The sequence below is a fragment of the Pedobacter quisquiliarum genome, assembly GCF_014642175.1.
GTDB classification, from domain to species: Bacteria; Bacteroidota; Bacteroidia; order Sphingobacteriales; family Sphingobacteriaceae; genus Pedobacter; species Pedobacter quisquiliarum.
Map to the genome: position 1 here is coordinate 156,777 of NZ_BMIL01000008.1, position 14,741 is coordinate 171,517.

13 protein-coding genes are annotated in these 14,741 nt (G+C 44.2%); 6 read left to right on the forward strand and 7 right to left on the reverse strand.

Annotated features, from left to right (window positions below):
* The first annotated feature begins 169 nt into the window (after positions 1 to 169).
* Positions 170 to 493, forward strand: coding sequence for a hypothetical protein (locus tag IEW69_RS12975; RefSeq protein ID WP_229663617.1), 324 nt, complete (start codon positions 170 to 172; stop codon positions 491 to 493).
* Positions 494 to 577: 84 nt separating this feature from the next.
* Here IEW69_RS12975 and accD read toward each other — a convergent pair whose 3' ends face one another.
* Positions 578 to 1,423 (reverse strand): acetyl-CoA carboxylase, carboxyltransferase subunit beta, encoded by an 846-nt coding sequence (gene accD, locus IEW69_RS12980; protein WP_188627294.1) that lies wholly within the window; start codon positions 1,421 to 1,423, stop codon positions 578 to 580.
* A 150-nt stretch (positions 1,424 to 1,573) separates the two neighbouring features.
* On the opposite strand from accD, the gene fbaA reads away from it, so the two are divergent.
* On the forward strand, positions 1,574 to 2,653 hold the full coding sequence (gene fbaA / locus IEW69_RS12985; RefSeq protein WP_188627295.1) for a class II fructose-bisphosphate aldolase: 1,080 nt from the start codon (positions 1,574 to 1,576) through the stop codon (positions 2,651 to 2,653).
* A gap of 121 nt (positions 2,654 to 2,774) precedes the next feature.
* Complete coding sequence (locus IEW69_RS12990) at positions 2,775 to 3,200, forward strand: GNAT family N-acetyltransferase (protein WP_188627296.1); 426 nt, start codon at positions 2,775 to 2,777, stop codon at positions 3,198 to 3,200.
* Between the two features lie 14 nt (positions 3,201 to 3,214).
* Here IEW69_RS12990 and IEW69_RS12995 read toward each other — a convergent pair whose 3' ends face one another.
* From IEW69_RS12995 to IEW69_RS13010, 4 genes are all read right to left on the reverse strand, one after another.
* Positions 3,215 to 4,078 carry a hydroxymethylglutaryl-CoA lyase gene (locus tag IEW69_RS12995; RefSeq protein WP_188627297.1) on the reverse strand — a complete coding sequence of 288 codons (864 nt, stop codon included), beginning with the start codon at positions 4,076 to 4,078 and terminating at the stop codon, positions 3,215 to 3,217.
* Positions 4,079 to 4,214: 136 nt separating this feature from the next.
* Positions 4,215 to 7,148, reverse strand: coding sequence for a protein translocase subunit SecDF (gene secDF / locus IEW69_RS13000; RefSeq protein WP_188627298.1), 2,934 nt, complete (start codon positions 7,146 to 7,148; stop codon positions 4,215 to 4,217).
* A gap of 114 nt (positions 7,149 to 7,262) precedes the next feature.
* Positions 7,263 to 7,748, reverse strand: a complete 486-nt coding sequence (locus tag IEW69_RS13005) for a dihydrofolate reductase (protein WP_188627299.1) — start codon at positions 7,746 to 7,748, stop codon at positions 7,263 to 7,265.
* Positions 7,745 to 8,539: a thymidylate synthase gene (locus tag IEW69_RS13010; protein ID WP_188627300.1), complete on the reverse strand. Its 795-nt coding sequence runs from the start codon at positions 8,537 to 8,539 to the stop codon at positions 7,745 to 7,747. Before IEW69_RS13010 ends, IEW69_RS13005 begins: the two co-directional genes overlap by 4 nt.
* A gap of 236 nt (positions 8,540 to 8,775) precedes the next feature.
* Here IEW69_RS13010 and ispE point away from each other — a divergent pair, with 236 nt between their 5' ends.
* Genes ispE through IEW69_RS13025 form a run of 3 tightly spaced genes read left to right on the forward strand, consistent with a single transcriptional unit; the run spans position 8,776 to position 11,172 of the window.
* The gene (ispE, locus tag IEW69_RS13015; RefSeq protein ID WP_188627301.1) at positions 8,776 to 9,579 is read left to right on the forward strand and encodes a 4-(cytidine 5'-diphospho)-2-C-methyl-D-erythritol kinase; all 804 of its coding nucleotides are present in this window, start codon (positions 8,776 to 8,778) and stop codon (positions 9,577 to 9,579) included.
* 3 nt (positions 9,580 to 9,582) lie between these two features.
* Complete coding sequence (locus tag IEW69_RS13020) at positions 9,583 to 10,002, forward strand: OsmC family protein (protein ID WP_229663618.1); 420 nt, start codon at positions 9,583 to 9,585, stop codon at positions 10,000 to 10,002.
* Between the two features lie 3 nt (positions 10,003 to 10,005).
* Complete coding sequence (locus IEW69_RS13025) at positions 10,006 to 11,172, forward strand: trans-sulfuration enzyme family protein (RefSeq protein WP_188627302.1); 1,167 nt, start codon at positions 10,006 to 10,008, stop codon at positions 11,170 to 11,172.
* Between the two features lie 268 nt (positions 11,173 to 11,440).
* On the opposite strand, the gene IEW69_RS13030 is transcribed toward IEW69_RS13025, so the two are convergent.
* Both IEW69_RS13030 and IEW69_RS13035 read right to left on the reverse strand, forming a co-directional pair.
* A complete protein-coding gene (locus tag IEW69_RS13030; RefSeq protein ID WP_188627303.1) occupies positions 11,441 to 11,713 on the reverse strand; it encodes a LapA family protein in 273 nt (90 codons plus the stop codon).
* Positions 11,714 to 11,718: 5 nt separating this feature from the next.
* Positions 11,719 to 14,439 carry a TolB family protein gene (locus IEW69_RS13035; protein WP_229663619.1) on the reverse strand — a complete coding sequence of 907 codons (2,721 nt, stop codon included), beginning with the start codon at positions 14,437 to 14,439 and terminating at the stop codon, positions 11,719 to 11,721.
* Between the last annotated feature and the right edge of the window lie 302 nt (positions 14,440 to 14,741).

Here is a 14,741-nt window from a genome sequence, read left to right on the forward strand (position 1 = left end):
GGTTGAATCCAAACCATTGCGTCAACCAGATCAGGCTTTTTTGAAGTTTAAATCTGACATTATTATTAAAGGGACCTTGAAGCTGATTCAAGGTCCCTTTCTATTTCAGGAAACAAAAAGCATGACCTGCTGTTATTTATGGACATTTGTTTACTAAAACATTAAAGCTATGATAGTTCCAGAAAACAATAACCTGAATCAGGATGATTTGAACCAACACAATCCTAACGACCTTAGTCAGACGCAGCTGAACCAAAATGATCTGAATCATGAAGATTCAGAAGATACTGAGGGCAAGGAAGATCGGGAGAATAGAAAAACCATCTACAAGGAAACTCCTGATCCGATCAACGAAGATAAAAAGGATAACGGTGATTCGTCATCTGTTATCGAGACTGGCCGTACCAGCCTTGTAAACCGTCCACAAAGAGACAATACACCGCTAGGCTCAGGCCATGAGCCCGGTACTATGCCCGGCGGAAATAACTTTTAAGCATACCCCTAAGGGTACATCTTAAACAAGAAAAAGCCACATCCATAAGGGGTGTGGCTTTTTTTATCTCTGTATAGCGTACAATTAGTTCTTCAGCATTCTGATAAACTTCGCCACTTTGGCTTTCATGCCTCGGCGGTCTACGATGAAGTCAAGGAAACCGTGTTCCAGTACGAACTCTGCAGTCTGGAAGCCCTTAGGCAAATCTTTCTTAATTGTCTCTTTAATTACCCGCGGACCCGCGAAACCAATCAATGCACCCGGCTCAGCGATGTTAATATCGCCCAGCATGGCATAAGAAGCGGTTACACCACCAGTAGTTGGATCTGTAAGCAAAGAAATGTATGGTATTTTAGCCTGACTTAACAAAGCTAGTTTAGCGGATGTCTTCGCCATTTGCATCAGTGAGAATGCCGCTTCCATCATGCGTGCACCACCAGATTTGGAGATCATCATGAATGGAATGTTGTGTTTTATGCTGTAATCAATAGACCTTGCGATCTTTTCACCAACTACAGAGCCCATGGAACCACCAATGAACGTGAAGTCCATACAGGCAACTACAAGATCTTCGCCCTCAATCTTACCATGCGCAGCGCGGATGGCGTCATTCAAACCAGTTTTAGCAATGCTATCCACCAGACGTTCGGTGTAAGGTTTAGAATCGTTAAAGTTTAAGGGATCTCCTGATGTCAGGTTAGGGAAGAGTTCGGTAAACTGGTTATCGTCAAATAGAACCTGGAAATATTCTTTAGAACCAACTCTTATATGGAAGTCACAATAGTGACATACGTATTTGTTTTCGGTCAGGTCAGCACTGTGTAAAGCCTTCTTGCAATTCGGACATTTGTTCCACAAACCATCCGGCGCTTCTTTCTTTTCTTCGGTTAGTGTACTGATACCTTTCTTTTCTCTTTTAAACCAAGCCATGTTTTTTGTTCAAAAATGCGTGTACAAAGAAACAAAAAAAAATTAGAACAGATAACCTTAGTTTCTGGGTAAACTTTGCGGTAAATAAAGGCGCTTTCTTTGGCGTACAATCATATTTTTTATAACTTCGGCTGTACAAATACTAAAAATATGAGTTTAAAAGGCTACAAAGGTGTAATTTATGGAGATGCTGTTCAAGAATTGTTTGAGCAGGCTAAAAAGCACCAGTTTGCATTACCTGCAGTTAACGTAACAGGAACCAATACGATTAACGCTGTGATGGAGACTGCTAAGGCAGTTAATTCACCCGTGATGATCCAGTTGTCAAACGGGGGCGCGCAGTTTTATGCAGGTAAAACATTAAATAACGACAACCTGAAAGCATGTGTATTGGGTGCAGTTTCTGCAGCTAAGCATGTTCATTTGTTAGCTGAGCACTATGGTGTAGCGGTAGTTTTACATACCGACCATGCTGCGAAAAAGTTATTACCATGGATCGACGGGTTACTAGATCATGGTGAGCAGTTCTTTGCTGAAACCGGAAAACCATTATTCTCTTCACACATGTTAGACCTTTCTGAAGAGTCTATCGAAGAAAACATGGAAATCAGCGCAAAGTATCTTGAGCGTATGTCTAAAATGGGCATGACCATCGAGATTGAACTAGGTGTAACCGGTGGTGAAGAAGATGGCGTGGATAACAGCGACGTAGACAGTTCAAAATTATATACGCAACCATCTGAAGTGGCTTACGCTTACGAACAACTAAGTAAGGTGTCTGACAAGTTCACCGTTGCTGCTGCTTTCGGTAACGTACACGGCGTGTACAAACCAGGTAACGTAAAATTACAACCCGTTATCTTACACAACTCACAGGAGTACGTTAAAGAACAATTTAACTTAACTGCTGAGAAACCAATCAACTTCGTATTCCACGGTGGTTCTGGTTCTTCACAGGAAGAAATTCGTGAAGCCATCTCTTACGGTGCCATCAAGATGAACATCGATACAGATATGCAATGGGCATTCTGGGAAGGTATCCTTGATTACTACAAAGCGAATGAAGGTTACCTTCAGGGACAGATTGGTAACGCAGAAGGCGATGATAAACCAAACAAAAAATACTACGATCCACGCGTGTGGTTGCGTAAAGGCGAAGAAGCTTTCGTTAAACGCTTAACCCAGGCTTTCGAAGATTTAAACTGCAGAAACGCAAACGACAAACTGTAAGCATATCCAGCATAGAAAAGGTCATAAGCAAACGCTTATGGCCTTTTTTTGTTAAGTACAACCAGATATATAGCTATATTCAACCGTTGCGCAACACGCGTCACCCATTTAAAAAAGAAACATGAATAACATAGAAGTTAACAAAGTAACTACGGAAGATGTACTGGAAAAGGTCTTCAACATCCGAAGGATCGTTTTCGTAGATGAACAAAATTGTCCACCAGAACTGGAATGGGAGAATGAAGATGTTTCTACACACTTCCTGGCAACCATAGATGGCGAGCCTGTAGGTGCCTGCAGATGGCGTAAAACCGACGCCGGGTACAAGTTAGAACGCTTCGCAGTGTTACAGGCGTACAGGGGCCGTAAAGTAGGCCAGGCGCTGGTTACTGCTGCACTTGCCGACCTTCCCGGGGATGCCGAATACATTTACCTGAATGCGCAACTAGATGCCATGGGTCTATATGCTAAGTTCGGCTTTGTGGCCGAAGGCCCGCAGTTCGAAGAAGCCGGTATCCAACACTTCAAAATGGTAAAGAAGCACTAAGGTGCTTCAAACCATTACGCTCCGGTGAAAACTCGACTGCTGAATTGCATGGCTTCATGGAACTTGTCCATGTTCAGTCCGGTTTCGATGTTTTGGGCTTTCAGATACTGAAGCACATCTTCGGTGGCCATGTTGCCCGTCAGGTCATCCGCCGCCATTGGGCAACCACCGTAACCCTTCAATGCACTATCAAAACGTTGACAGCCGCTCTCAAAAGCGGCTTTTATTTTTTCTAACCTTTTCTCGGGGGTACTATGCAGGTGCAAGCCAACCTCCGCCTGGGGAAAACGATTGATCAAAGCGGGCAGGAGGGTGCTGATCTTTTCAGGCGTAGACACGCCAGTGGTATCAGACAGTGCAAGGATCTTCACGCCTTTTTCTACTAACGCCGATGCCCAGTGCTGCACGATTTCAGTACTCCATTCGTCGCCGTAAGGATTACCAAAGCCCATTGACAAGTAGACCACCGCCGTTTTGCCCGCTTTGTCACAGTGCGTCAGCATCTGTTCTACCGTATCCATAGATTGGCTGATGCTGGAATTTGTATTGCGCTGCTGGAAGGTCTCTGAGATCGAAAAGGGAAAACCAAGATAACTGATCTCCGGATAACGGACAGTGTCTTCTACACCCCTTAAATTGGCTACAATAGCCAGTAGTTTCGTGCTGGTCTGACTCAGGTCGAGCATGGATAGTACTTCTGCAGTGTCCTTAAGCTGTGGAATGGCTTTCGGCGATACGAAACTCCCAAAATCAAGGGTATTAAAACCAACCTGAAGTAGTAGGTTCAGGTATTCGGCTTTAAGCTGCGTCGGTATGAAATCATGGATGCCCTGCATGGCATCCCTCGGGCACTCTACTAGTTTAATCGGCTCTTGCATCAAGGTAAATATACACGAATAAGCATTCCCTGCACCCAACTTGAACAAAATACAACGCTCGGCTGTCATAACCCTTACAAACAAAAAAAGGTGCCCTTGTGGGGGCACCTTTTTACTATGCAATTGAAATTGCTAATTATTTGTTTCTGCCTAAATCTACAACGATTGGCGTAGAAATACATAGTGATGAATATGTACCGATAACACGACCAATTAGTAGGGCGAAGATAAATCCTCTGATGCTTTCTCCACCGAAGATGAAGATTACCAACAATACGAAGAATACCGTTAATGAAGTAAGAATGGTACGGCTTAAGGTACTGTTCAAAGCGAAGTTGATGGTTTGATTACGCTCTTCACCGTGGATGTCATCTTTACCAGTTTCCGCAAGTTTCTCACGAATCCTGTCGAATACAACAACTGTTTCTGTCATGGTGTAAGACATTACCGTTAAGATCGCTGCGATGAAATCCTGGCCAATCTCTAATGAGAATGGAAGTACACCGTCTAAGATCGTGTAGAATGACAATACCAACAGTACGTCGTGAAATAACGCGATTACCGCACCCAAACCATAGTTTAGTTTCTTAAACCTTACGATGATGTAGATAAACATCACTAAACAAGAGAACAAGATCGCACCGTATGCACTGTAAACCAAGTCGCTCGCAATGATCGGTCCTACCTTTTGGTTACTCTCAATGGTGTAAGGAACGCCAGTTTTGTTTAATCCAGCTCTTAAAGCATCCTCAACAACCTTATCTGCTGAAGTTGCAACGTCAGCGATGTGGTATGTGGTTGTAATTTTAAGCTCATTATCGTTACCAGCAGTTTTAACCTCTGGTGCTTCGTCACCGAAAACAGGTGTTAAGTGCTCTTTTACAGTTTCTGTATCTACAGATTTGTCGAAGTGAACGATATAGTAACGGCCACCTTTGAAGTCGATACCCAATCTTAAACCACCATTTTTGAAGTAGAAGATGGTACCAGCAACGATGATCACTGTTGAAATCAGGTAGTAGATTTTTCTACGGCCTACAAAGTCGAAAGCGATATCTCTAAAGGCGTGTAAAGTTGCTTTGTTACCGAAAGTGATGTTGGCGTTTTTGTTCAACATGCTTTCGAATACTAAGCGTGAGATCAATACCGCACAAAATAGTGACGAAAGAATACCGATACAAAGTGTCGTTGCGAAACCTTGAACCGGACCGCTACCGAAGATGTAAAGGATGATACCTAAGATTAAGATGGTAACGTTTGAGTCAATGATAGAAGGCATTGCATGCTTGAAACCTTCTCTGATGGACAATGCGGTTGATTTACCATGTAGTAACTCTTCACGCACACGCTCAAAGATCAGAATGTTCGCATCTACCGAAAGACCAATTACAAGGATAATACCAGCGATACCAGGCAGTGTTAATACTGCACCAAGTGATACCAGAATACCCATGATGAAGAATAAGTTGATCACCAATGCAAGGTTAGCAACCCATCCAGCTTTGTTGTAGTAAAGTGCCATGAACACTAGAATAACCACGAAAGCAAGACAGAATGAAAGTAAACCGTTGTCAATTGCAGCCTGACCCAATGATGGACCAACTACGAATTCACCTACGATTCTTGCTGGTGCAGGTAACTTACCAGCTTTAAGAATGTTCGCCAAATCTTGTGTGTCGTTTACAGTGAAGCTACCAGTGATGGAAGAAATACCGTTAGGAATCTCGTTCTGTACAGTAGGGGCAGAGTAAACGTTATTATCTAATACGATAGCAATTGCTTTTTTGTTGTTTGCATCTGCAGAAGCTTCAGCAGTAATTTTTTTCCATTTAGCAGCACCTTCACCAGTCATATACATGGTTACTTCAGGCTTGCCTTTCTGGTCATAATCATGACGAGCATCGCTGATGGCTTCGCCACCTAGATCAGGTGCACCATTTGCATCAACATCTTTGATTGCATATAGTTCAAACACTTTGCTGCCTTCCATCGGCTTAACACTCCACATAAATTTGAAGGTTGATGGAATGATCGGCGCAATTTCTGCTCTTTTCAGATAGCTGTTAACTTTCGCAGTATCTTTTTGAGCAACCCATCCAACAACTGGTCCTGGACGTAATGCCGGGCCATTTTGTCCCTGGTAAGTCGGGATGCTTAATACGGAGAACAATGGATTGTTTTTCGCAGCCTCTAATGTTTTCGCAGCAGAGTCAGCGTTATTTGCTTTTTTTCCTAAGCCAGCAAGCTTGCTTCCTGCGTTTGCAGCAGTGGTATCAGTAGCTGCGGTAGCGGTTGTATCTTTAAGGGTTGAAGCAAGTGTTTTATTGATGTTTTCTAATAAAGAATAAACTTCTTCATTTTGATATACTTGCCAGAACTGAAGTTCTGCAGATCCTTGTAGTAATTTGTGAATCCTTTCTTTATCCTGAACACCTGGCATCTCAATAAGGATACGGTTGGTACCTTCTTGTTTCTGCATGTTCGGACTTACCACACCAAAACCGTCAATACGGCTACGGATAATGATAAATGAACGGTCGATAGCACTAGTAGCTTCTTTAGACAGGTAAGTTCTTACTTCAGAATTGCTCGCAGTTGATTTAAGCTGTTGTGCATTATCCTGGTTTGCAAAGTAGTCTGCAAGTTTTACATTCGGATTTAGCTTTTCGAAGTTATTAACGAATAAGTTAATGAAGTCTTTACCGCCAGCATTAAGTTCCGTTTGTGCATTTGCAACAGCCTGATTGAAGTTTGCGTCATCTGGGTTGCCAGCAAGAGATTTAACCAGTTCTGCTAGTGAAATCTCCATTGTAACGTTCATACCACCTTTTAAATCCAGACCAAGGTTGATGGATTTTGATTTACAGAACTCGTAATCAAATCCGAAGATTGGATAAACGGGTACGGTGGACATAGAATCCAGATAAGCTTTTTCCTTTTCAGGGTCGCCTTTCGCGTAAGCTTTAGCATTTTTCTCTACGTTCGAAGAAACCAGATTGAACGAGAGGGAATACACACAGACAATACCTAAGAGTATTGCCATAAATTTAATAAAACCTTTACCTTGCATTTGTTGTTTGTAATTATTGTCTATATGCTATAAATTTTTTTTAACAAGTCGGCAAATCTAATTAAATTTTTAATTAATAGGCCACTTATCAAAGTTTTTCTTGGTGGTGCTCAACTATTTACTTTCGAGCGTTATGAAGGAAAAATCGAGGGAATTTTTCTCATCTGCAGCATGATCTTCACGAGCCACTTCAGTCCATTTTTCAGGGTCCAGATCAGGGAAATAAGCATCGCCTTCAAAGGATTTATGAACCCTGGTGAGGTAAATCTTATCCGTTCTGTCTAAAGCTGCCTTATAAATCTCAGCACCCCCGATTACGAAAACCTCAGCTTCATCATTACACAGTTCCAAAGCCTGATCCAGGCTTTGCGTAACGGTTGCTCCATCAATTTTCAGGTCCTGATTCCGGGTGATAATGATGTTCCTACGGTTCGGCAATGGCTTGCCCATCGAATCGAAGGTTTTGCGACCCATGATGATGGTGTGCCCGGAAGTGATCGTCTTGAAGTGCTTCAAATCTGTAGGCAAGTGCCAAAGAAGTTGATTATCTTTTCCAATAGCGTTGTTTGCAGCTGCTGCTACAACAAAAGTCACGATCATACGGCTACCTCTCCTTTAATATGTGGGTGTGCTTCGTAGTTTTCCAATGTGAAATCTTCATAGCGAAAGGCGAAGATATCCTTGACATCCGGATTGATCTTCATCTGCGGCAAGGGCTTCGGCGCTCTCGTCAACTGCAACTTCGCCTGCTCAATGTGGTTGTTGTAGATATGTGCATCGCCAAGGGTATGAATAAATTCACCCACTTTCAGGTCACACACCTGCGCAACCATCATGGTCAGCAACGCATAAGACGCAATGTTGAAAGGCACGCCAAGGAAGATGTCTGCGCTGCGTTGATAAAGCTGGCAGCTTAACTTACCATCGGCCACGTAAAACTGGAACAAGGCATGGCAGGGCGGAAGTTTCATGTTTTCAATTTCCGCGACGTTCCATGCAGAAACCATGATCCTGCGTGAATCGGGGTTCTCCTTCAGGGTTTTGATTACCTGTGCAATCTGATCGATGTGTCGCCCGTCGGCCGTAGGCCATGAACGCCACTGCGCACCATACACCGGGCCAAGGTTGCCTTGCTCGTCTGCCCACTCATCCCAGATCCGTACGTTGTTATCTTTAAGGTATTTGATATTGGTGTCCCCTTGAAGGAACCAGATCAATTCGTGGATGATGGATTTTAGGTGTAGTTTCTTGGTGGTCACCATTGGAAAACCATCTTCCAGGTTAAAGCGCATCTGGTGCCCAAAAACGCTGATGGTGCCGGTACCGGTGCGGTCATGCTTCTGTGTGCCATGATCCAGCACATGTTGCATTAAATCTAAATACTGTCTCATTTTCTTATCGAGAACGGCGCGGGCGCCATTATCTTATATATGTATATGCTCTTCTTACAAAACTATCATAATTTATCCAATGTAGCCCTTTGCTGCGCGATTTCTTCTCCGCTGCGCGCGGATGTTGCGCAGCCTGCCCGCAATATTCATATAATGTGTTACAAGCCTACGACATTGCTCCCGGCTTTACCAGTCTTTTTGTAAGTTTGCTACATACAAGAAAAAACAAAAGGCTCATGCTTGCATTTGCAAATGCTAAAATTAACATCGGTTTAAACGTTACAGAAAAGCTGCCAGATGGCTATCACAACATTCAAACCGTATTCTATCCAATCGAGCTGCACGATGTCGTGGAGCTCACAGATGCTACAACCACCACCTGCGTGGTTTCGGGGATCGACAATCTGGGCAACCCCGAGGAAAACATCTGCTACAAAGCCTTTCGGCTGTTACAGCGCGAGTACAACTTTCCGGAGCAGCAGATTACGCTCCTGAAGCAGATTCCGGTTGGCGCAGGACTTGGCGGGGGTTCATCTGATGCGGCGCAGCTCATCAAAATTATCAACAAGAAATTCAATTTAGGTTTAACAGTTCCTGAAATGGAACAGTACGCTTCGGCGCTTGGTGCCGACTGTGCGTTCTTTATCGAGAACAAACCAGTTTATGCAGTTGGCAGGGGCGATCAATTTCAGCCAGTCGGTCTAGACCTATCCGCCTACAACATCGTACTGGTAAAGCCCGACATTCACGTCTCTACCGCAGAAGCCTACGCGGGTATGCAGCCGCTACCTCATGAAGAGCATCTACCAGCGTTGGTACAGCAGCCGGTGGAAACCTGGAAAGACCAGGTGAAAAATGATTTTGAACGGATGGTCTTCGAGAAATATCCAGCCATTGCAGACGTTAAACAGAAGTTGTATGCTGCCGGCGCCTTATATGCCGCCATGAGCGGAAGCGGTTCTTCCGTGTACGGCATCTTCAATGGACCAGTAGCCCTACCTGAATTGGAGCAGCACAACAAAGTATACTATAACCTATAAACTATGATGGAGATCAACCTGATCCGGAAAAATAAGAAATTCAACTTTGAAGCGGTAAACCCGTCCGGGCAGACTGTAGAGCTAGATGCGAAACCCGAAATTGGTGGGGAAGGTAAAGGCTTCCGCCCGATGGAAATGCTGTTGGTTGGTCTTGGTGGCTGCAGCGGCATTGACATGGTCAATGTCCTGCAGAAGCAGAAGGAACCACTGGACGATGTAAAAATTAAGATCAGTGCCTCCCGGCGTGATAACGAGATGCCGCCCATCTTTGAAGAAATAAACATCCATTTCGATCTTTTTGGCGCATTGAGCCAGCAAAAGGTTGAACGCGCTTTAGCGCTTACCTTTGAAAAATACTGCTCCGTGTCCAATATTCTTGGCCGCTCAGCAACATTGAAATATACTTATACGATTCATCCCTAAACCATGTCAGAAGAAAATTTTGAAACCATTGCGATCCGTTTGCAAGCCGAACGCAGCCAGTATAAAGAACACTCGGTACCGCTTTACCTAACATCCAGCTACAAGTTTGATGATGCAGAAGACATGCGTGCCTTGTTTGCTGCAGAGAAAGAAGGTAATGTGTACAGCAGATACGCCAATCCGAATACTTCAGAGCTTATCGAAAAGATGGCGGCGCTTGAAGGCGCCGAGACGGGTTGGGTAACGGCGACCGGTATGGCAGCAATTTTCACCACGCTGGCAACATTCCTGCAAAACGGGGATCATGTGCTTTCCAGCAGATCTGTTTTTGGTAGCACGCACCAGTTGCTTACCGCGGTGTTCCCTAAATGGGGCATCACCTACTCTTACGCAGATCTGGACAAGCCAGAGCAATGGACCGAAGGCATCAAGGAAAATACGAAAGTGATCTTTGTAGAAACCCCTTCAAACCCGGGCATCGACATTATCGATTTACAATGGTTGGCAGATCTGGCCAAAGAACATAAAATCTTGCTGGTGGTGGATAACTGCTTCGCCACGCCATACCTGCAACAACCACTAAAACTCGGTGCCGACATTTCCATACATTCCGCTACCAAATACATCGATGGCCAGGGGCGTACCCTCGGCGGGATTATTCTGGGATCCGCGGAGCTGATGAAGCAGATTGAAGGGTTTGCGAGACACTCCGGGCCGGCAATGTCGCCTTTTAATGCATGGTTGTTGTCTAAGAGTCTCGAAACTTTAGCTGTGCGCATGGACAGGCACTGTGAAAATGCTTTGAAAGTTGCGACCTTCTTAGAAAGCCAGTCCAACGTGAAAAAAGTGATGTACCCATTTTTGCAATCGCATCCGCAATATGAAATTGCCAGAAAGCAGATGAAGCAAGGTGGAGGCATCGTGACCTTCGTGATCGAAGGTGGTGTGCAGGCGGCTGCAGGATTTATGGATAAACTGAAGATGTTCTCCATATCGGCAAATCTTGGCGACACGCGTTCTATTGCAACGCATCCGGCAACCAGTACCCATTCCAAACTCACCGAAGCCCAGCGCCAGGAAGTTGGTATAGAACAAGGGACTATACGCTTGTCCATCGGTCTGGAACATGTCGACGACATTCTTAAAGATATTCAGCAGGCGCTTAGTTAATACTTGCTTTTCATTTTTTAAAAGCTGTTCGGTTTTACTGAACAGCTTTTTTTGTGCCCTGCTCAAATCGAGGATAGCCATGTGCATATTCCATAACTGCACAAGAGCTGTACAACACCTTCCACACGTATTGCGTGGGTGAGGTGTGGGCCAGGTGTGGAGCAGGTGTGTTCCAGCTGTGCTTGATTCCTCTATGAAGGGGCAAATAAAAAGCGCGTGGCTCTCTTGGGAGAAGCACGCGCTAGGGTGTAAGTATCGGGTGTTAATGTTAGCTGATGTATTTGCGATCTTCTTCGCTAAGGTGATCCTTGTTTTGATCGTTAGCATCGAACCGGTCGTCATAAGTGGTTACCGTTGTTCTTGGCTTTGCAACAATGTAGCCGAGTACAAAACCGATGAAGGTGCACACGCCGATGACCACAAGCTTTGAAACCTCTGCTGTGGTAAATATGAAATTAAACTCAACAGCATCGGTGTTTATGACTAAGAAGACGGTAACGAGGGCCGTGAAGGCGATGATAAATAAGGTTTTTATACGCATGTGGATCAGAAACTATAGTTCAACAACAATTCAAATATAGGATTATGCTTGTAAAGCTTGTTGACCAGCACAATTCTTGTGCCCAGGTCTATGTTGGGCTGGTAACGCAGTACATTCATGTCTGCGTGCAGCTCCAGTCCATACGTCTTGGGTTGCAGGAGGGAAGTTTCCCTTCCGATGTTTTCGTAATGGCAGAACATGCCGCCGCGAATGTTCCTGATGTAGGCAAGGGGGCCAAGTTCGGCATCCGGAAAGGCAATGGGAAACCGGTAGTTGAACAGCAGCGTGTTTTTAAGCCTGCTTCTTGCCTGGATGTTGTTGTAGCCATACACGGTATTGATTTCCGTATTGTACTGCCGCACCCCGGATGCCTCCTGAAAGTTGAAGTTAGCGAGGAAGCTATGATTTCGCGCGATGCCCGGAAAATACAGGAAAGCTTCTGTAGAAAATAAATCTCCGCCTAAGCGAGTGTCGAAAGGTTGATGGAAATATTTCAGCCGAAGGATCTGTCCCCATCTTGGCGCCACGTCACGTTCTGCCTGCCGGATGCTGTGCTGTAAAGTGAGTCCATAGTTCAGCGGGAAATTTAGAGTCGTGTTGAAGCTCGATGGTAAGTTCTCGAGCATGTAGCGTTTGGTGTAGCTGGTGCCAACATTTGCGGAAATGTTGTAGTTGTGGTTTAGCGCACTGAAACTTATCGGAACCCGCGCGTTTATGCCGATGTAGTTTTCACGCCAGTCGCCCTGCTTGATGACTTTGTTCGAATTGTAAAAATTCCTTCTTGGGCGGTTCTCGTAATTAACGGTGAAAACTGGGAAGAAGCTTTTAATGGAAAGTCCGGCGTTGTATCCAAATCTGTTCAGGTCGCGATAGTAGTCTACCCCGGTGAAAAAACTCACGGTGTTCAGGAGGTTGTCCGACTGGAGTTGCAGACCTCCGGTATAGCTGTCGTCGATGGTCGGGATAATGCTATGAAAATTGAAGAGCTGTGTGAATTTCTTGTACGGCTTGGAAGGGTAGATGCTGTCGGGAATGTTTGCGAAAACATCCCAGGTTTGCTCCTGTGCTTTGGCGGCTTCGCCGAAGAAAACAAAATTGTCCGCTTCTACTTTTTGTGGATTAAAGGGACTCGTTGCAATCTCAAAACCCTGGGGCGTGTAGTTGCTGAAGACAAATTCCGTGTCGTTTTTACCTGGACCCATGTGAAAAGCGCCGAATTTAGAGGCGCTCAGAGCCATTATCTCGCGCGAGTTGATGTTCAAGTAGTAAACATTATCTAAGCCGCTGTAATGGGCGTTAAATGCGATTCCTTCCTTGTAAAACACCGGTTTGCTGATCTGTTGGCGGGTTTTCTTGATCAATTCGAGCTTTTTGCCGGATTTTTCCTCCAGCCATAAAGACTTCCCTTTTTCGGACACACTGATGTAAGTGATGGTATTTCCGTCCGGATGGTAGGCCGGTGTTTGCAGGATAAGGTTGTCATTATTCTCAAATTTGTGCAGGATTTCCGCCGTGTTTGCATCGAGTTCAACGAGGTTAAACTGATTTGATAAATCGACCTGAACGGCGATAATTTTCTTTCCATCCGGCGAGAGGGTAGGGGAGAAGAGCCGTGATTTAAAACGTAATTGTTTGTAGGTTTTAGTGCTGATGTTGTAAGTGCAGATAACGCTGAAACTTTCCTGTCGATATCGTGGATTATACCTGATCTCATCCCATACAATTACATCTTGGTTTATGCTGAACCAAGGCTGTTCCTGGTAACCTATTTTTAAAATTGATTTTTCATTTTTATTGCTGTCTATGATTACGAATTCCGGTGTTGTTGCCTTGCTTCTTTTTAATGCAATGATGTTTTTGTTTTCTAACGTAACCGGTAATAAATAGTCGGTCAAAAAGGTTTGCGTTTTTGTTTTTGAAGGGTACGTTTTAGTGTTCGATAAGCTGTCTTGTTTTTTCCATTGTTCAGCGATTAATGTTTGTGTTTCCTTGTACCAGGTTTCGGTATTTTTACCGGTGTATTTTTTTAGGCTTTTAGAGAAGGGATAAATTCTTAATGGATGTTTTTTTATGTCGGTGAGTACGCTATCAAAAACTGATTTACCGAATTGGGTTCTGATGTTGGTACTTAAAAGATAACCCAACTGATAATAACCAGGTGTTACGTCTTTCGAAGAACCGAATTGTGCTTTACTATAACTATACTTTTTTCCACTTAACAGGTTTGCACGGTAGGGCATAATCCAGGCTGGTTGTCTGCCGCGCCCCGCGTTCGTTAATGCAGTCTCTGTTGTTACCGCATCCCCTTCAAAGAACCACAGGGGGATAGAAGCGCCCATCCAGGCGAAATAGACCAGTTCAGGGAAGGGTTTGTGTTGTATGCCGCTGAGCTTATCATACTGCGCAACATGGCGCAATTCATGGACGGCAAGGTTGTTCAACCAATCCTGACTATCGAAGGCTTGGGGAGGGGTAGTAAAGAACTCCGATTTCTTCGGACCGAGTTGCACAAAACCGTTCGCGATAACGCCCCGGTTTTGCAAAACAATAGGGAGCCGCGTTGTACTTGTATTCAGGCTTGCGCCTTCTTTCGCGTAGATGAAGGGCAGTGTATTGGCCATACGCTGTCCCTCACGCTCCAGTTCGCGTGGATAAATGATTTTAAAACCTCCTGCTTCAATCTGGCGCCATTTTACACTAAGTGGGTTTTGTTCTCCGTTGAACAATTGGGCCTTTAGTGGTAGTGAGGTTAAAGTTAAACAGGATAATGTTATAGTACTGATAAGTAGAGTTCTATGCGTTATTTTAAATGGCATATAGCGTGTATGCTAAAAATATTAGTTATTTATGGAGTTCGATGTTAGATCAATGTAAAGTATTTATTTTTTATATTTAAGTAAAATGTTGGTAATCAGTATTGTATGTGTGGTTATATTGGATTGTTTAAATCGTGCTGTTGTTCATTTTGTAGCGTTAAAGTCGCTTTTTTGGCTGTTGTAGCGCATCTTCTGTATTTTTGACATTTAAG